15 protein-coding genes are annotated in these 18,464 nt (G+C 61.9%); 5 read left to right on the forward strand and 10 right to left on the reverse strand.

Going from position 1 to position 18,464, the window contains the following annotated elements:
• Positions 1 to 47: 47 nt before the first annotated feature.
• Positions 48 to 572: a hypothetical protein gene (locus J3P84_RS20810; RefSeq protein WP_434625588.1), complete on the forward strand. Its 525-nt coding sequence runs from the start codon at positions 48 to 50 to the stop codon at positions 570 to 572.
• A 222-nt stretch (positions 573 to 794) separates the two neighbouring features.
• Here J3P84_RS20810 and J3P84_RS20815 read toward each other — a convergent pair whose 3' ends face one another.
• Positions 795 to 1,427, reverse strand: coding sequence for a TetR family transcriptional regulator (locus tag J3P84_RS20815; protein ID WP_305496265.1), 633 nt, complete (start codon positions 1,425 to 1,427; stop codon positions 795 to 797).
• A gap of 265 nt (positions 1,428 to 1,692) precedes the next feature.
• Here J3P84_RS20815 and J3P84_RS20820 point away from each other — a divergent pair, with 265 nt between their 5' ends.
• From J3P84_RS20820 to J3P84_RS20835, 4 genes are all read left to right on the forward strand, one after another.
• A complete protein-coding gene (locus tag J3P84_RS20820) occupies positions 1,693 to 2,850 on the forward strand; it encodes an efflux RND transporter periplasmic adaptor subunit (RefSeq protein WP_434625590.1) in 1,158 nt (385 codons plus the stop codon).
• 3 nt (positions 2,851 to 2,853) lie between these two features.
• Positions 2,854 to 6,018, forward strand: a complete 3,165-nt coding sequence (emhB, locus tag J3P84_RS20825; protein ID WP_434625592.1) for an efflux RND transporter permease subunit EmhB — start codon at positions 2,854 to 2,856, stop codon at positions 6,016 to 6,018.
• The gene (adeC, locus tag J3P84_RS20830) at positions 6,015 to 7,472 is read left to right on the forward strand and encodes an AdeC/AdeK/OprM family multidrug efflux complex outer membrane factor (protein WP_434625594.1); all 1,458 of its coding nucleotides are present in this window, start codon (positions 6,015 to 6,017) and stop codon (positions 7,470 to 7,472) included. Before emhB ends, adeC begins: the two co-directional genes overlap by 4 nt.
• 825 nt (positions 7,473 to 8,297) lie before the next feature.
• Positions 8,298 to 9,551, forward strand: coding sequence for an OprD family porin (locus tag J3P84_RS20835; RefSeq protein WP_434625596.1), 1,254 nt, complete (start codon positions 8,298 to 8,300; stop codon positions 9,549 to 9,551).
• Positions 9,552 to 9,774: 223 nt separating this feature from the next.
• Here the strand turns inward: J3P84_RS20835 and pcaC are convergent, their stop codons facing one another.
• The 9 genes from pcaC to J3P84_RS20880 form a co-directional block, all read right to left on the reverse strand.
• A complete protein-coding gene (gene pcaC, locus J3P84_RS20840) occupies positions 9,775 to 10,167 on the reverse strand; it encodes a 4-carboxymuconolactone decarboxylase (RefSeq protein WP_305496270.1) in 393 nt (130 codons plus the stop codon).
• A 10-nt stretch (positions 10,168 to 10,177) separates the two neighbouring features.
• Positions 10,178 to 10,993 (reverse strand): 3-oxoadipate enol-lactonase, encoded by an 816-nt coding sequence (gene pcaD / locus J3P84_RS20845; RefSeq protein WP_434569539.1) that lies wholly within the window; start codon positions 10,991 to 10,993, stop codon positions 10,178 to 10,180.
• A 12-nt stretch (positions 10,994 to 11,005) separates the two neighbouring features.
• Complete coding sequence (locus tag J3P84_RS20850) at positions 11,006 to 12,370, reverse strand: 3-carboxy-cis,cis-muconate cycloisomerase (RefSeq protein WP_434625599.1); 1,365 nt, start codon at positions 12,368 to 12,370, stop codon at positions 11,006 to 11,008.
• A 189-nt stretch (positions 12,371 to 12,559) separates the two neighbouring features.
• Entirely contained in the window at positions 12,560 to 13,855 is a 1,296-nt protein-coding gene (locus J3P84_RS20855) for an MFS family transporter (protein ID WP_434625601.1), read from the reverse strand.
• Between the two features lie 217 nt (positions 13,856 to 14,072).
• The gene (gene pcaG, locus J3P84_RS20860; RefSeq protein WP_434625603.1) at positions 14,073 to 14,639 is read right to left on the reverse strand and encodes a protocatechuate 3,4-dioxygenase subunit alpha; all 567 of its coding nucleotides are present in this window, start codon (positions 14,637 to 14,639) and stop codon (positions 14,073 to 14,075) included.
• A 1-nt stretch (position 14,640) separates the two neighbouring features.
• A complete protein-coding gene (pcaH, locus tag J3P84_RS20865) occupies positions 14,641 to 15,345 on the reverse strand; it encodes a protocatechuate 3,4-dioxygenase subunit beta (RefSeq protein ID WP_434625605.1) in 705 nt (234 codons plus the stop codon).
• Between the two features lie 37 nt (positions 15,346 to 15,382).
• Positions 15,383 to 16,585 (reverse strand): 3-oxoadipyl-CoA thiolase, encoded by a 1,203-nt coding sequence (gene pcaF, locus J3P84_RS20870; protein WP_434569544.1) that lies wholly within the window; start codon positions 16,583 to 16,585, stop codon positions 15,383 to 15,385.
• Entirely contained in the window at positions 16,586 to 17,365 is a 780-nt protein-coding gene (locus J3P84_RS20875) for a CoA-transferase subunit beta (RefSeq protein ID WP_420764441.1), read from the reverse strand.
• Complete coding sequence (locus tag J3P84_RS20880; RefSeq protein ID WP_434625607.1) at positions 17,362 to 18,222, reverse strand: CoA transferase subunit A; 861 nt, start codon at positions 18,220 to 18,222, stop codon at positions 17,362 to 17,364. Before J3P84_RS20880 ends, J3P84_RS20875 begins: the two co-directional genes overlap by 4 nt.
• Positions 18,223 to 18,464: the final 242 nt, after the last annotated feature.

The following is an 18,464-nucleotide window of genomic DNA, read 5'->3' on the forward strand; positions in this document are numbered from 1 at the left end:
AAATTAGCGACGATCAAACATCAACTATCTCAAGCAAAGAGAGCAATATGAATAACTTTCCAGAAAACCCAGCAGATACAAAACCAAACGATTCCGCTGAAGAAAAAGCGTACCACGAACACTACGACAGGCAGATCCAGGCGTTGGAATCTGCCAAGGCGCCCGCTCACTCAACACGATTCATCATGAAAGTCGTCAACAATACCGAGCACGACCTTGATGCCAATAAAAACACGCTTGGCCTGAGCGCCGACAACCTCGCCACCTTGCAACTTCCCTCGGGAGGTATCAGCGTCTATGGTCAAGACTTCCGCTACGTTCGAAACCCAGGCTCTCGCAGCAAGGACATATACCACCACTGTATTCAATTCGGCGGAATGACGGTGGGAGCTTTCGTTGAGTTTGGTTTGCGCGTTGACACTTCGTTCGGGCTTTTCGCGCCGACCGTGACGCCAGTGCGGATATGTAAAATTATGTCTATCGGCACCACCCCAATCAACTGCACTGCCCATATTACTCGTGCATTAAGCACAGACCCTTATAGCTTTACCATGGAGGTGACGCTGGGCTGAACACTTGTTACCCGAGCGCCTGGAAATCTGCCTGTTGCGCCGGCATTACGCCCTGACGGGGCTCGCTTGCCGGACCAAACACAATTTTCCTACAAAGTAACGCGTGTGCTGACTGTCAACGAATCAGCACTACGTATATAAAGTGCCCCGAACCCAGGACCATTCCGTCAGGGTCGTCCGAATGAGCTATTGACATAAACCGACTCAATTACGCATTTTGTTTCATTTGCGCAGGTTAGGGCTCAGGCGCAGCATGTCCAACCCGATATCCACCCAGCGCTCGGCCTCACCGGCCAGGGCGAAGCTGTCCGGCGCCAGCAGCCACTGATACAGGATCCCGTCGATATAGGCATGGATAGCCACCGCAGCTCTCTCGGGATCCAGGTCATCCGGCATTTGACCGCGTTTCATTGCATTGCGCAGGGACAGCGCGATTCGCACGTTACAGTCGAGGCTGACCTCGCGCCGCTGCTGGCGCAAGTCGCACATTTCATCGGTGAATTCGCACTTATGGAACAGAATCTCATTAATGCGGCGGGTTTTCGGGTCCAGGGCCACCTGCTGGAACAACCTCACCAGCAGCTTGCGCACGCACCCCAGCGGGTCGAGTTCCTCCTCGCTTTCGCTGGCGCGGGCCAACTCATCGAGCGGCTCATGCAAGGTATCGAGCATGGCCTGGAGCAAATCCGCCTTGTTGCTGAAATGCCAGTAGATCGCACCACGCGTCACACCGGCCAGCGTCGCGATGTCGGCCAGCGTCGTTCGCGCCACGCCGCGCTCGAAGAAGGCCTTTTCGGCCGCTTCAAGGATCTGGCTGCGAGTCTCCAGGGCTTCTTCTTTGGTACGACGTACCATGGCAGTAAACACCTCAATCAGGATGCGTAAGCAATGCGTAAGGATCGGTTGGATAACCTATGAGGCAGCGCCTGTCGGAACGCGTCCCCGGACTGCATCGGCCTTTGTCAGGCTTTTGTAAATACGGATGGTACGCAATTTGGCTGTTTACAAACAACCATGTACGTAAGTATATTTCTTAGCAACCTATTAATTGAATAATGCTCATTTTTTAACCTTCCACTTTTCGAGTGCGCCTGTTGCGCGCCTGGACCCGAGGATTTCCATGCAATTCAAGCCAGCTGTTACCGCTCTGGTCACTGCCATCGCCCTGGCATCGCTGCTCAGCGGATGCAACAAGGAAGAGGCTGCCCCTGCCCCTCCCCCTCCTCAGGTCGGCGTCGTAACCCTCAAGACTCAGCCTTTTACCCTGACCTCCGAATTGCCGGGCCGCACCAGTGCGTTCCGCGTCGCCGAAGTGCGTCCGCAGGTCAACGGCATCATCCTCAAGCGCCTGTTCAAGGAAGGCGCCGACGTCAAGGCCGGCCAGCAGCTGTACCAGATCGACCCGGCCGTCTATGAAGCGAACCTCAAGAGCGCCGAGGCCAACCTGCGATCCACCAAGTCGATCGCCGATCGCTACAAGCAATTGGTCGACGAGCAGGCCGTCAGCCGCCAGGAGTACGACACCGCCGTGGCCAACCGCCTGGAGTCGGAAGCGAACCTGCAGACGGCCCAGATCAACGTGCGCTACACCAAGGTCTACGCGCCGATTTCCGGTCGCATCGGGCGCTCCTCGGTCACCGAGGGTGCGCTGGTGAGCAATGGCCAGACCGACGCTCTGGCGACCATCCAGCAACTCGATCCGATCTACGTCGACGTGACGCAGAGTTCCGTCGAGCTGCTGAACCTGCGCCGTGAGCTGGAAAGCGGTCGCTTGCAGAAGGCTGGCGATAATGCCGCCATGGTCAAGCTGACGCTGGAAGACGGCAGCCAGTATCCCCATGAAGGCAAGCTGGAGTTCTCTGAAGTCTCGGTCGACCCGACCACCGGTTCCGTGACCTTGCGCGCCGTGTTCCCCAACCCTGAGCACACGTTGCTGCCGGGCATGTTTGTCCACGCGCAGCTGCAGGCCGGCGTGAACAGCGCCGCAATCCTGGCGCCGCAGCAAGGCGTGACCCGCGACCTCAAGGGCACGCCGACTGCGATGGTCGTGGGCGCGGACAACAAGGTCGAACTGCGTCAGCTCAAGGCCAGCCGTACCGTCGGCAGCCAGTGGCTGATCGAAGACGGCCTCAAGGCCGGTGATCGCCTGATCACCGAAGGGTTGCAGTACGTACGGCCAGGGGTGGAAGTCAAAGCCACCGAAGCCACCAACGTCGACGCAAAGAACCCGGCCCCCGCTCAGGCAGCTGACAAAGCCGCCGGCGGCAAAGGGGAGTAAACCATGTCGAAATTCTTTATCGACCGTCCGATCTTCGCCTGGGTGATTGCCCTGGTGATCATGCTGGTTGGAGCCCTATCGATCCTCAAGTTGCCGATCAACCAGTACCCGAGCATCGCGCCGCCGGCCATTGCGATCCAGGTGACCTACCCGGGTGCATCCGCACAAACCGTGCAGGACACCGTGGTGCAGGTCATCGAGCAACAGCTCAACGGCATCGACAACCTGCGTTATGTGTCGTCGGAAAGTAACTCCGACGGCAGCATGACCATCACCGCAACCTTCGAGCAAGGCACCAACTCCGATACCGCGCAGGTCCAGGTGCAGAACAAGCTGAACCTGGCCACTCCGCTGTTGCCGCAGGAAGTGCAGCAACAAGGCATCCGCGTGACCAAGTCGGTGAGAAACTTCCTGATGGTGATCGGCGTGGTCTCGCGCGATGGCAGCATGACTCGTGAGGACCTGTCCAACTACATCGTGTCGAACATGCAGGACCCGATCTCGCGCACCAAGGGCGTCGGCGACTTCCAGGTCTTCGGTGCCCAGTACGCCATGCGGATCTGGCTCGACCCGGCCAAGTTGAACAAATTCAACCTGAACCCGGTGGATGTGAGCAACGCGGTTTCCGCGCAGAACGTCCAGGTCGCGTCCGGCCAGCTCGGCGGCCTGCCTGCCCTGCCCGGCCAGCAGTTGAACGCCACCATCATCGGCAAGACCCGCCTGCAGACCGCCGAGCAGTTCAAGGCGATCCTGCTCAAGGTCAACCCGGACGGCTCGCAAGTGCGCGTCGGCGATGTCGCCGATGTGGCCCTGGGCGGCGAAAACTACAGTATCAACGCTCAGTTCAACGGCTTGCCGGCCTCCGGCCTGGCGGTGCGACTGGCGACCGGTGCCAACGCCCTCGACACGGCCAAGGCCCTGCGCCAGACCGTCGATGATCTCAAGCCATTCTTCCCGCAAGGCCTGGAAGTGGTATTCCCGTACGACACCACGCCAGTGGTGAGCGAATCGATCAAGGGCGTGATTGAAACCCTGATCGAAGCGGTCGCGCTGGTGTTCCTGGTAATGTTCCTGTTCCTGCAGAACTTCCGCGCCACCATCATCACCACGATGACGGTGCCGGTGGTACTGCTGGGTACTTTCGGGATCCTCGCCGCGTTCGGTTTCAGCATCAACACCCTGACCATGTTCGGCATGGTGTTGGCCATCGGCTTGCTGGTGGACGATGCCATCGTGGTGGTGGAAAACGTCGAACGGGTGATGAGCGAAGAAGGCCTGTCGCCCAAGGAAGCGACCAAGAAATCCATGGGCCAGATCCAGGGCGCCCTGGTGGGCATCGCCCTGGTGCTGTCGGCGGTACTCCTGCCGATGGCGTTCTTCGGCGGCTCCACCGGCGTGATCTACAAGCAGTTCTCCATCACCATCGTCTCGGCCATGGCCCTGTCGGTGCTGGTGGCCCTGATCTTCACCCCGGCCCTGTGCGCCACCATGCTCAAGCCAATCCCCAAGGGCGAGCACGGCACGCCGAAACGCGGTTTCTTCGGCTGGTTCAACCGCAACTTCGACCGTGGCGTCCGCAGCTACGAGCGTGGCGTGGGCAACATGCTCAAGCACAAGGCCCCGTACCTGCTGGCCTACGTGATCATTCTGGTCGGCATGGTCTGGCTGTTCACCCGCATCCCCACCGCGTTCCTGCCGGAAGAAGACCAGGGCGTGTTGTTCGCCCAGGTGCAGACACCGGCCGGCTCCAGTGCCGAGCGCACCCAGGTGGTGGTGGACAAGATGCGTGAGTTCCTGCTGCGTCCGAGCAAGGACGGCGGTGAAGGGGATGGCGTGGCCTCGGTGTTTACCGTAACCGGCTTCAACTTCGCCGGTCGTGGCCAGAGCTCCGGCATGGCGTTCATCATGCTCAAGCCGTGGGAAGAGCGAAACGCCGACAACACCGTATTCAAGATCGCCGGCCGCGCCCAGCAGCACTTCTTCACGTTCCGCGACGCGATGGTGTTTGCCTTCGCTCCGCCAGCGGTGATGGAATTGGGTAACGCCACCGGTTTCGACGTGTTCCTGCAGGACCGCGCCGGCATCGGTCACGAAAAGCTGATGGAGGCTCGCAACCAGTTCCTGGGCATGGCTTCGCAGAGCAAGGTCCTGACCCAGGTGCGTCCGAACGGTCTCAACGACGAGCCCCAGTACCAGTTGGACATCGATGACGAGAAGGCCAGTGCCCTGGGCATCACCCTTTCGGACATTAACAATACGCTGTCGATTGCCCTCGGCAGTAACTATGTCAATGACTTCATCGACCGTGGTCGGGTGAAACGCGTCTACGTTCAAGGCCGACCGGACGCGCGCATGAGCCCGGAGGACCTGAACAAATGGTACGTGCGCAACAGCGCCGGGACCATGGTGCCGTTCAGCGCCTTCGCCAAGGGCGAGTGGACCTACGGTTCGCCGAAACTGGCCCGTTACAACGGCGTGGAAGCGATGGAAGTCCTCGGTGCTCCGGCGCCAGGTTACTCCACGGGTGAAGCGATGGCCGAAGTCGAGGCCATTGCGCAGAAGCTGCCGGCGGGTGTCGGCATCTCCTGGACCGGCCTGTCGTACGAGGAACGCCTGTCGGGTTCTCAGGCGCCGGCTCTGTACGCGCTCTCGCTGCTGATGGTATTCCTCTGCCTGGCGGCGCTGTATGAAAGCTGGTCGATTCCGATCGCGGTCATGCTCGTGGTGCCGCTGGGGATCATCGGTGCCCTGCTGGCCACCAGCCTGCGCGGCCTGTCCAACGACGTGTACTTCCAGGTGGGTCTGTTGACGACCATCGGCCTGGCGGCGAAAAACGCCATCCTGATCGTCGAGTTCGCCAAGGAGCTCCATGAACAGGGCCGGACGCTGGTGGAGGCCGCGATCGAAGCCTGCAGGATGCGTCTGCGGCCGATCATCATGACGTCCCTGGCGTTCGTCCTCGGCGTCGTCCCGCTGGCCATTTCCACCGGCGCCGGCTCGGGCAGCCAGCACGCCATCGGTACCGGCGTGATTGGCGGTATGCTCACCGCGACCATCCTGGCAATCTTCTGGGTGCCATTGTTCTTCGTGACGGTGTCGTCAATCGGTCGACGTAAAAATATCGACCAGGACCACACTCCTGAAACTTCTAAAGAGGCTGGCCAATGAGCAAGTCGCTACTTTCCCTGACCATCGCCGCCGTCGTGCTCAGCGGATGCTCGCTGATTCCCGACTATCAGCGGCCCGAAGCACCGGTCGCGGCGCAGTACCCGCAAGGGCCGGCCTATGAGCCGGCCAAAGCACCCGGCCAGGCCGCCGCCGAGCAGGGCTGGAAACAGTTCTTCCACGACCCGGCACTGCAACAGCTGATCCAGGTCGCCCTGGAAAACAACCGCGACCTGCGCGTCGCGGCGCTGAACATCGACGCCTACGCCGCGCAGTACCGCATCCAGCGCGCCGACCTGTTCCCGGCAGTCTCGGCCACCGGCTCCGGCAACCGTCAGCGGGTGCCGGCACGCGCCTCGCAAACCGGTGAAGCGGCAATCAGCAGCTCCTACTCGGCGACACTGGGGATCAGCGCCTACGAACTGGACCTGTTCGGTCGTGTCCGCAGCCTGAGCGAGCAAGCGTTGCAAAGCTACTTCGCCACCGAAGAAGCCCGCCGCAGCACCCAGATCAGCCTGGTGGCCAACGTCGCCAACGCTTACCTGACCTGGCAGGCCGACAAGGAACTGCTCAAATTGACCCAGGATACCCTCGGCACCTATGAGCAAAGCCTGAAGCTGACCTCGCGCAGCGCCGAAGTCGGCGTGGCCTCGGCCCTGGACTTGAGCCAAGCCCGTACGGCGGTGGAAAACGCCCGCGTGCAACTGGCCCGCTACACCCGCCAGGTGGCCCAGGACGAAAACAGCCTGACCCTGCTGCTGGGCACCGGCCTGCCGGCCAACCTGCAGACACAACCGCTGAGCGCCGACCTGCTCAGCGAAGTGCCACCCGGCTTGCCCTCGGACCTGCTGCAACGGCGCCCGGACATCCTCCAGGCCGAACGCAACCTGCTCGCCGCCAACGCCAATATCGGCGCCGCGCGGGCCGCGTTCTTCCCAAGCATCAGCCTGACGGCCAATGCCGGCACCCTCAGCCCGGACCTGTCCGGCCTGTTCAAGGGCGGCTCGGGCACCTGGACCTTCGCTCCGCAGATCAACCTGCCGATCTTCAACGCCGGCAGCCTGCGGGCAAGCCTGGATTACGCGAAGATCCAGAAAGACATCAACGTCGCGCAGTATGAGCAGTCGATCCAGACCGCGTTCCAGGAAGTCTCCGACGGCCTGGCCGCGCGTCAGACCTACAACGAACAGTTGCAGGCACAGACCGACTTCGTCGCCGCCAACCAGGACTACTACCGCCTGGCCGAGCGTCGCTACCGTATCGGCGTCGACAGCAACCTGACTTTCCTCGACGCCCAGCGCCAGTTGTTCAGCGCGCAGCAATCGCTGATCACCGATCGCCTTGCGCAACTGACCAGCGAGGTCAATTTGTACAAGGCCCTGGGCGGCGGCTGGAATGCCGAGACGGGCAAGCGCGAACCGATCGCGGAGAAAGCGCCGGAGACGAAGTTGTTTTGATGGATGCTTGAACGTTGAACACGAAGCCCACCGAAAGGTGGGCTTTTTGTTTGCGCCTGATTCCCAGCCCCAACACAAATCAAATGTGGGGGGCGAGCCTGCTCGCGATAGCGGTCCTGTCGCCGACGAGTGTTTTGTTGATCGAGTACATATCCGTTGCTGCGGTAAGGGCTACTGGCGGTTTCGCTTTTACAGCGACTCACTTTTATGAAGCGTAAAAGTAAGCAAAACGCTTTTGCCCCACCACTCGGTGCCTCGCTAAGGCTCGGCATGCCCTCACTCCGGCATTGCTCCGTGGGCCCGCCGCGAAGGGCCATCCTTGGCCCAGGGCGGCTATCCCGGCATCCATGCCGGGATGCCCACTCCACAATGCCTGCGTTCGGCCAGCGTGGTTAACGGGGCGCCGGGATCAACGTCCACCGCGAGGCGAGGCGGCCTGATAGCCGACCTGGTTCTTGGTGAAACCGCGTTTCCTCCTGTGGGAGCGAGCCTGCTCGCGAAGCGGTTATTACATCCAGCATCTCCGTCACTGAAACTCCGCCATCGCGAGCAGGCTCGCTCCCACAGGAATCGCGTACGCTCGTTCGTTGTTTTGCCGTTCGATAATCGCCCGAAACCCGCAAATCGCAATTGAACCGATCCCGGGCGGCCCTTCACCATCGCTCGCACAAAACCAATAACAACAGGTTCGACGCCATGCTCCTACGCCCTGCACCGTCCGGCTGATCCTCAGCCACTTTAACCGTCCAGCCCCACCGTACCGCCTGCAACCCAAGGGTTGCGGCAACGACTCGCTTCGTCCACAGAAAAACAAGAGACACGCCCATGAAACCCACACAGCAAGTTTTCCCCAGCCTCATTGCCGTCGCGCTGTCCGGCGTAGCATTGCCAGTGTTGTCAGCGGAATCGGGGTTCGTCGAGGACGCCAAGGCCACGCTGAACCTGCGTAACTTCTATTTCAACCGCAACTTCGTCAACGACGCCGCCGCCCAAGGCAAGGCCGAGGAATGGACTCAAAGCTTCATCCTCGACGCCAAGTCCGGTTTCACCCAGGGCACGGTCGGTTTCGGCGTGGACGTGCTCGGCCTGTACTCGGTCAAGCTCGACGGCGGTCGCGGCACCGCCGGTACCCAGTTGCTGCCGGTGCACGACGACGGTCGTCCGGCCGATGACTTTGGTCGTTTGGGCGTGGCCCTCAAGGCCAAGGTCTCGAAGACTGAATTGAAAGTCGGCGAGTGGATGCCGGTGCTGCCGATCCTGCGTTCCGACGACGGCCGCTCCCTGCCGCAAACCTTCCAGGGCGGCCAGGTCACTTCCACCGAGATCAACGGCCTGAGCCTCTATGGCGGTCAGTTCCGTGGCAACAGCCCGCGCAACGACGCGAGCATGGAAGACATGTCGATGAACGGCCGCGGTGCCTTCACTTCGGACCGTTTCAACTTCGGCGGCGGCGAATACGCCTTCAACGAAAAACGCACCCAGGTCGGCGTCTGGTACGCGGAACTGTCCGACATCTACCAGCAGCAATATTTCAACCTGACCCACAGCCAACCCATGGGCGACTGGACCCTGGGCGCCAACCTGGGCTACTTCACCGGCAAGGAAGACGGCAGCGCCCTGGCCGGCGATCTCGACAACAAGACCGCGTTCGCCATGCTCTCCGCCAAGTACGGCGGCAACACCTTCTATGTCGGCCTGCAGAAAGTCGGCGGCGATGACGCCTGGATGCGCGTCAACGGCACCAGCGGCGGGACCCTGGCGAACGACAGCTACAACTCCAGCTACGACAACGCCAAGGAAAAATCCTGGCAACTGCGCCATGACTTCAACTTCGCCGCCGTCGGCGTGCCGGGCCTGACCCTGATGAACCGCTACATCAGCGGCGACAACGTGCACACCGCCACCGTCGATGACGGCAAGGAATGGGGCCGCGAGACTGAGCTGGCTTATACCGTGCAGAGCGGTGCGCTGAAGAGTCTCAACGTGAAGTGGCGCAACTCGACGATGCGCCGGGACTTCAATACCAATGAGTTCGATGAGAACCGGTTGATTGTCAGCTATCCGATCAGCTTGTTGTGAAGCCGAAGCGGAGGGTCAGTTGGGATGGATGTCGGCTGATCCACCGCTTTCGCGAGCAGGCTCGCTCCCACACCGGATCTTCGGTGGTCATCGAATCTTCATACGACATAAATTCATTGTGGGAGCGAGCCTGCTCGCGAAGGCATCATCTCATCCAACATCGATGCGAGCTGACCTACGCCTTCGCGAGCAGGCTCGCTCCCACAGGGGATTGGGGGTGGTCTCAGGTTCGTGATTCGGTGCCCAGTTCATCCCAGACGGATTCGGCCAGGTGGAAGGTGGCGTTGGCCGCCGGGATGCCGCAGTAGATGGCGCTCTGCATGATCACTTCCTTGATCTCGCTGCGGCTCACGCCGTTGTTGGCGGCGGCGCGCAGGTGCAGCTTGAGTTCTTCGTTGCGGTTCATGCCGATCAGCATGGCGATGGTGATCAGGCTGCGGGTATGGCGCGGCAGGCCCGGGCGGGTCCAGATGTCGCCCCAGGCGTGGCGGGTGATCATCTCCTGGAATTCGCTGTTGAATTCGGTCAGTGCATTGAGGCTGCGGTCGACGTGGGCATCGCCCAGCACTGCGCGGCGTACTTGCATGCCTTCGTCGTAACGTTGTTTCTCGTCCACAAAAAACTCCTCAGGCGCGGCCAGTATCAAGCAGGAAATCCAGTACCCGCGCGCTGAACGCGGCGCCGGCCTGGACGTTGGACAAGTGCGCGGCATGAAACTCGGCGTATTCGGCACCCTCGACCCGCTCTTGGATGAAACGTCCGCCCGCTGGCGGCGTCACGGCATCTTCGGTGCCAGCGATCACCAGCAGTGGCACACGGATCAGCGATAGCTGCTCACGAAAATCGGCGTCGCGTACTGCGGCGCAGTTGGCCGCATAGCCTTGGGGCGAGGTCGCCGCCAGCATGTCGGTAATTTTTTCCGCCGTCGCCGGATGGGCCTTGGCGAAATCCGGCGTGAACCAGCGGGCAATCGACGCATCACGCAACGCCACCATCGCCGCCTTGCCATCACGCAGCACGGTTTCGATGCGCGGGTTCCACATCGAAGGGTCGCCGATCTTCGCGGCGGTGTTGCATACCACCAGTTTGTGCAGGCGCTCGCCGGCGTTGATTCCCAGCCATTGGCCGATCAGGCCACCCATTGAAAGGCCGCAGAAATGCACCTTGTCGATATCCAGCGCATCAAGCATCGCCAGCACGTCGCGGCCCAGCTGTTCGATGCTGTAGGGGCCCTCGGTGACCAGCGACCGGCCGTGACCACGGGTGTCGAAACGCAAGACCCGAAAGTGTTCACTGAACGCCGCGACCTGCTCGTCCCACATATGCAAATCGGTACCCAAAGAGTTGGAGAGCACCAGCACCGGGGCGGCCTGCGGCCCGTCCAATCGCCGCTCATCAAAACAATAGCTCAGATCGCCCTCGGCGAGTTTGACCAATCCCACAACAATCTCCTTTCAGGCATTCAAGGCAAGGTGTTCGGCCACCGCTCGGGCAACCCAGGCCTGGGCTTGTCCGAGGTAGTGGGCCGGGTCGAGCAGATGATCAAGCTCGGTCGCGGATAACTGCGCGGTGACCTGGGGTTCTTCCCCCAGCACCTCGCGCAAATGCCGTTGTTCGGCCACCGCGCGCTTGCAGCATTGCTCCAGCAGATGATGCGCGGTGTCGCGACCAACCCGCTGGGCCAGGACGATGCTGACGGCTTCGGCCAGCACCAACCCTTGGGTCAGTTCCAGGTTACGGGCCATGCGCGCCGTATCCACTTCCAACCCTTCGGCCAGCAGTCGCGCCTGTTGCAGCGCGCCGGACACCAGGCAGCAGATGTCCGGCAGGGTTTCCCATTCGGCGTGCCACAGGCCGAGGCTGCGCTCATGTTCCTGGGGCATGGCGCTGAACAGCGTCGACAACAAACCGGGCACCCGCGTCGCAGCGCCGATCAACACCGCCGCGCCCACCGGGTTGCGCTTGTGGGGCATGGTCGACGAACCGCCCTTGCCCGGCGCCGAAGGTTCGAACGCCTCGCCTGCCTCGGTCTGCATCAACAGGCTGACGTCGCGCCCCAGTTTGCCCAGGCTGCCGGCGATCAAGCCCAGCACCGCGCCGAACTCCACCAAGCGATCGCGCTGGGTGTGCCAAGGCTGCTCCGGCAGGTTCAGTTGCAGCTCGGCGGCCAAGGCTTCGGCCACCGGCAGCGCCTGCTTCCCCAGGGCGGCAAGGGTCCCGGAGGCGCCGCCAAATTGCAGTACCAACAGGCGTGGCTTGAGTTCCCGCAAGCGCTGGCGACTGCGCGTGACGGCCCCCAGCCAGCCGGCGATTTTCATCCCCAGGGTGACCGGCGTGGCGTGTTGCAGCCAGGTACGCCCGGCCAGCGGCGCGGCGGCGTAACGTTCGGCTTGTCGAGCCAGGGTGACAGCCAGTTGCGCCAGCTCACCTTCGATCAGTCCGAGCGCCTGGCGCAGTTGCAGCACCAAGCCACTGTCCATCACGTCCTGGCTGGTTGCGCCCAAGTGCACGTAGCGTTCGGCCTCGGCGCTCTCGGCAGCGATGCGCTTGCCCAACGCCTTGACCAGCGGGATCGCAGAATTGCCGGCACTGGCAATCGCTTCGCTCAACGCTGAAAAGTCGTACAGCTGGGCGCGACAGGCATTCCCGATCGGCGCCACCGCCTCCTGGGGGATCAGCCCAACCTGCGCCTCGGCCCGGGCCAGCGCCGCCTCAAAGTCGAGCATCGCCTGCACACGCCCCGCATCGCAAAACACTTCGCGCATGTCGCGGGCGGTGAAGTAGGCATCGAACAGCTGATTGCCCGGTCGTTCGCTCATAAACAGTCCTTCGAAAAATGGATGCCTTTATGGCCGGATATTCCTGTGGCGAGGGGATTTATCCCCGCTGGGCTGCACAGCAGCCCCAAACAGCCGACTCGATCTGCCTGACACACCGAGTTGCGGATCAGGGGCGCTTCGCACCCCAACGGGGATAAATCCCCTCGCCACAATGAATCAACCAAGCCTTTAAAGATCGTGGTGCAAATACGCTGGCTGTTTTGGCAGGCGCAAGCTGAACAGGAACGCAACGACCATCATCACCGTGACATACCAATAAAAAGCGTTTTCCATGCCCTGGGCTTTCAGGCTCAAGGCAACGTACTCGGCCGAACCGCCAAAAATCGCGTTTGCCACCGCATAGGCCAACCCTACTCCCAGCGCCCGCACTTCTGGTGGAAACATTTCGGCTTTCACCAGACCGCTGATGGAGGTGTAGAAGCTGACGATCGCCAAGGCAAAAGTGATCAGGACAAACGCCAGGAACGGGTTGCTGGTGCCCTTGAGCGTCAGCAGGATCGGCACGGTGCACAACGCCCCCAGGCCGCCGAACCAGAGCATGGAGTTACGCCGGCCGATCTTGTCTGCGAGCATGCCGAACAGCGGTTGCATGCACATGTAGAGAAACAGCGCGCCGGTCATGATGTAACTGGCGGTCTTGGCATGCAGGCCGGCGGTGTTCACCAGGTACTTCTGCATGTAAGTGGTGAAGGTGTAGAAAATCAGCGAACCGCCGGCGGTGTAGCCCAGCACGGTGATGAACGCAGCCTTGTGGTCGCGAAACAACGCGGCGATGCTGCCAGCGTCTTTGTTTTCGCGCATTTCCTTGCTGGTGGTTTCCTTCAGGGACCGGCGCAGGAACAGGGAAATCAACGCCGCGGCGGCGCCCACCACGAACGGGATTCGCCAACCGTAAGCGCGCAGTTCGTCTTCGCTGAGAAACTGCTGCAGGATCACCACCAGCGACACCGCCAAAAGTTGTCCGCCGATCAGCGTCACGTACTGGAACGAGGCAAAAAAGCCGCGTTGCCCCTTGAGGGCGACTTCGCTCATGTAGGTCGCAGTCGTGCCGTACTCGCCGCCCACCGACAGGCCTTGCAGCAGGCGAGCGAACAACAGCAGCACCGGCGCCCAGACGCCGATGTCCTTGTAGGTGGGCAGGCAGGCGATGAGCAACGAGCCGAAGCACATCATCATCACCGAGATCATCATTGAATTCTTGCGCCCGTGACGGTCCGCTACCCGGCCGAAAATCCAGCCGCCAATGGGCCGCATCAGGAACCCGGCGGCGAATACCCCCGCCGTGTTGACCAGTTGCACGGTCGGATTGTCCGATGGGAAAAACGCCGGGGCGAAATAAATCGCGCAGAACGCATAGACGTAGAAGTCGAACCATTCGACCAGGTTGCCGGATGAGGCACCGACGATGGCGAAGATGCGCTTGCTGCGTTCTTCGCCGGTGTAATGGCTGATTGGGGTGGTCATGGGTTAATCACTCGTTGGGGACTGACGAAGTCTAGACATACTTCGTAACACTCCCGTTCCACAGTCTTGCCACCTATGGCGAGGGAGCTTGCTCCCGCTCGGCTGCGCAGCAGTCGCAAAACCAGGCCCGGCGCTGTTTTGGATGCACCGCGTCGCCTGCCATGGGCTTGCTGCGCAAGCCAGCGGGAGCAAGCTCCCTCGCCACGGGGGTTTTCACTCAGTAATCGAAGAACACTGTCTCGGCATCCGTGCCCTGGAGAATCACGTTCCACTGGTAAACACCCGACGCATCGGGCCTGGCCACGATGGTGTCGCGACGCCCCTCGGGTACGCAGGCCAGCAACGGGTCAGCTTCGTTGGCGGGTTCGTCGGCGAAATAGATGCGCGTCAACAGATGCTTGACCAACCCGCGAGCAAATACCAGCACGACAAGATGCGGCGCCTGGGTCGTACCGCCCAACCCCGGCACGGTGCCCGGCTTGATGGTGGTGAAGCGGAACCGCCCTTCGGCATCCACCGGCACCCGGCCGAAACCGTCGAAATGCGGGTCCAGCGGTTTGTCCTGATCGTCTTCCGGGTGAGCGTATTTACCGGCGGCGTTGGCCTGCCAGACTTCCAGCATGGCGTCGTTGACGAACTGGCCGTTGCCGTCGATCACTTGCCCGGTGATCGCCACGCGCTGGCCGAGCGTCTGGGCGTCGGTCAGGTCTTCGCGGTTCAGCCACGTCAGGCCGATGTGGTAGTAAGGGCCGACGGTGTGGGACGTAGTGGCGTTGAGCGTCATCTTATTTCTCCATCGGCGTGGCTTCGCGGCCGCGCAAGACGATGTCCCAGCGATAACCGAGGGCGTAGTGAGGAATGGTTTTTTCCAGGTCGAAACTGGCGATCAAGCGTTCCTTGGCACGGCTGTCCGGCACGCAGTTGTAGATCGGGTCGTATCCCAGCAACGGATCACCGGGGAAATACATCTGTGTGACCAGGCGTGTCAGGATGCTCGGCCCGAACAATGAAAAATGGATATGCGCCGGGCGCCAGGCGTTGTGGTGGTTGCCCCACGGATAGGCGCCGGGCTTGATGGTCTGGAACTGATAGCCGCCATCGGCATCGGTCACGGTGCGACCGGTGCCGGTGAAGTTCGGGTCCAGCGGCGCATCGTGGTTGTCACGGTCGTGGTTGTAGCGACCGGCGGCGTTGGCCTGCCAGATCTCGATCAGGATGCCCGGTACCGGCTCGCCGTGCTCATCGAGCACGCGCCCGTGAATGATGATCCGTTCACCGAGCGGCTCACCGGCATGCTGGGCGGTCAGGTCATGGTCCTTCTCCTGAAGACGATCGGCACCTACGGTCGGCCCGGTGATTTCCGACAATGAATGGGGCAGGTACACCAACGGCTTGGACGGCGAGCGCAGGTTGGTGGACTGGTACGGCGGGTGCAGATACTCCGGCTGAGTGCCCACTTGAGGGCGACGGTAACCAGGCTTGTCAGTCATGCAGCATTCCTCGGTTTCTTATTGGTAGGACGACCCGTCAGACGCGTTCGATAGCCAGCGCCAGACCTTGGCCGACGCCAACGCACATGGTCGCCAGGCCTTTCTTGCCGCCGGTCTTTTCCAGATGATGCAGCGCTGTCATTACCAGCCGCGCCCCGCTCATGCCCAGTGGATGGCCCAAGGCAATGGCTCCACCGTTCGGATTGACGTGCGGAGCATCGTCCGCCAGCCCAAGATCGCGCAACACCGCCAGGCCCTGGCTGGCAAAGGCTTCGTTAAGCTCGATCACGTCAAAATCGGCGACCGCCAGGCCCAGGCGCTCAGTCAGTTTGCGCACCGCCGGCACCGGGCCGATGCCCATCACCCGTGGCGCGACGCCGGCGCTGGCCATGCCCAGCACTCTGGCTCTGGGGGTCAGGCCGTGTTTCTTCACCGCTTCGGCGGACGCGAGGATCAGCGCCGCCGCCCCGTCATTCACGCCCGAGGCGTTGCCGGCGGTCACGGTCTTGTCCGGGCCGTTGACCGGTTTGAGTCGGCCCAAGGTTTCCAACGTGGTGTCGGCGCGTGGATGCTCGTCCTGCTCGACCACCGTTTCGCCCTTTTTGTGGGCGATGCGAACCGGCACGATTTCCTCGGCAAAAAATCCCGCCGCCTGGGCCGCCGCCGCACGCTGCTGGCTGCGCACGGCAAAGGCGTCTTGATCTGCGCGGGACACCGCGTAGTCATCCGCCACGTTATCAGCGGTCTGCGGCATTGCATCAACGCCGTACTGGGCTTTCATCAGCGGGTTGATGAAGCGCCAACCAATGGTCGTGTCCTCCAGCTTCATGTTGCGTGAGAACGCCGCATCGGCCTTGCCCATCACGAACGGCGCGCGGGACATCGATTCGACGCCGCCGGCGATGGCCAGCTCCATTTCGCCGCTGGCAATGGCACGAAACGCCGTGCCGATAGCGTCCATGCCCGAGGCGCAGAGGCGGTTGACCGTCACGCCGGGGATGCTCTCCGGCAGCCCGGCCAGCAACAAGGCCATGCGCGCGACGTTGCGGTTGTCTTCACCGGCCTGGTTGGCGCAGCCGAGGAACACTTCGTCCACCGCGCGCCAATCCACCGATGGGTTGCGTTCCATCAGCGCCTTGATCGGCACGGCCGCCAGGTCATCGGCACGCACCGCGGACAGGCTGCCGCCGAACCGGCCGATGGGGGTTCGAATCGCATCACAGATAAAAACGTCGCGCATTCAGGCTTCTCCTGGAGTCTGGCCGTGGGCCGCAGCGGTACGGGCCTCAAGGTCGCGCAATGCGCGCAACTCGACCTCGGTCGGTTCGGCGGTGGTCTGCACCTGGTCGGCGAAACGGATCGCCCAGCCGGTGGCGGCAATGACTTGCTCACGGGTCACCCCGGGGTGCAGCGAAGTGACCACGAACTCATGGCTGCCGGCTTCCGGTTCCATGATGCACAGGTCAGTGATGATCCCTACGGGGCCAGCGCCCGGCAGGCCGAGGCGCTTGCGCGAATCACCGCCTTCGCCGTGACCGACCGAGGTGATGAAGTCCAGCTTGTCGACAAACGAACGCGCCGATTGCTTGAGGATGATCAGCACACTTTTCGCCGAGCCGGCAATTTCCGGCGCGCCACCGGCACCCGGCAAGCGGACTTTCGGCTGATGATAATCGCCGACCACCGTGGTGTTGATGTTGCCGAAACGGTCCACCTGGGCCGCGCCGAGAAAGCCGACGTCGATGCGCCCGCCCTGCAGCCAGTAGCGAAAAATCTCACCGGTGGGTACGACGGTGTCCGCGGTTTCCGCCAGTTCACCGTCGCCGATGGACAGCGGCAATACGCTGGGCTTGGCGCCGATCGGACCGGATTCGTAGATCAGGACGACATCAGGCGACGAAGTCAGCCGCGCCAGGTTGGCCGCTTTCGACGGCAGGCCGATGCCAACGAAACACACGGCGTTGTTCTTCAGCCGACGGGCCGCGGCGACGGTCATCATCTCATTGGTGGAATAAGTCATGGTTTCACCTGCGAAGCGGCCGCCAGCCGGGCCTGGAATTCACTGAAGTCCCTGGTGCCATGGATGTACTCGTCAATCCATGCGGTAAATGTCTCACGGTCCCGGGCGATAGGATCCCACGCCTGGTAGAAACGATTGTCACGCTCGGTGTAGCCGTGAGCGTAGGACGGATGCGCGCCACCCGGTACATGACATACCGCGCTCAAGGCCCAGGTAGGCAGCACGCAGGCGTTCATCGGCGCGTTCAGGTCGTCGACGATTTCTTCCACGGTGACGATGCAACGCTTGGCCGCCAGGGCCGCTTCTTTCTGCACACCGAGGATGCCCCACAGCAACACGTTGCCCTTGCGGTCGGCCTTCTGTGCGTGGATCACGGTAATGTCCGGTCGCACCGACGGCACGGCGGCAAGCACTTCCCCGGTGAAGGGACAGGTGACGCTCTTGATCAGCGGATTGACCTTCGGCAGGTCGGAGCCGGCGTAGGCCCGAAGTACTGCGAACGGCAGGCCGGAGGCGCCGGCAACGTAGGCATTGGCCAGGTCGGCGTGGCTGTGCTCCTCGATTTCCAGCGGATGCGGCCATTGCTTTTCGACCGCATCGCGCAGCCGGTGCAAGGAACCCACGCCAGGATTGCCGCCCCAGGAAAAAATCAGTTTGCGAGCACAACCGGCGCCGATCAACTGGTCGTAGATCAGGTCAGGCGTCATGCGCACCAGGGTCAGGTTCTTCTTGCCCTGACGAATGATTTCATGACCCGCCGCCGTCGGGATCAGGTGCGTGAAGCCTTCGAGCGCGACGGTATCGCCGTCGTTGACGAACTGCTTCACCGCGTCGTGCAGCGAAAGGATTTCAGCCATGGGGCAGGCTCCCGTTATCCAGTAGACCGACATGAAGAAAGAGGCGCGAGGACCAGCGCCTGGGTGAATGAAGATTAAGCCGGGGAAAAACGCCAAACAATCCGATAATCGACAGAGTGTTCGTTTATCGAACAGATTGTTGCGTAGCTATCGATTTACTCTGTCCTGAAACAACGCAGGGCCTGTGGCGAGGGAGCTTGCTCCCGCTGGGCTGCAAAGCAGCCCCCAAAAAACAGGGCCGC

The organism is Pseudomonas sp. Z1-29 (assembly GCF_051131995.1).
In the GTDB taxonomy this organism is placed as follows: domain Bacteria; phylum Pseudomonadota; class Gammaproteobacteria; order Pseudomonadales; family Pseudomonadaceae; genus Aquipseudomonas.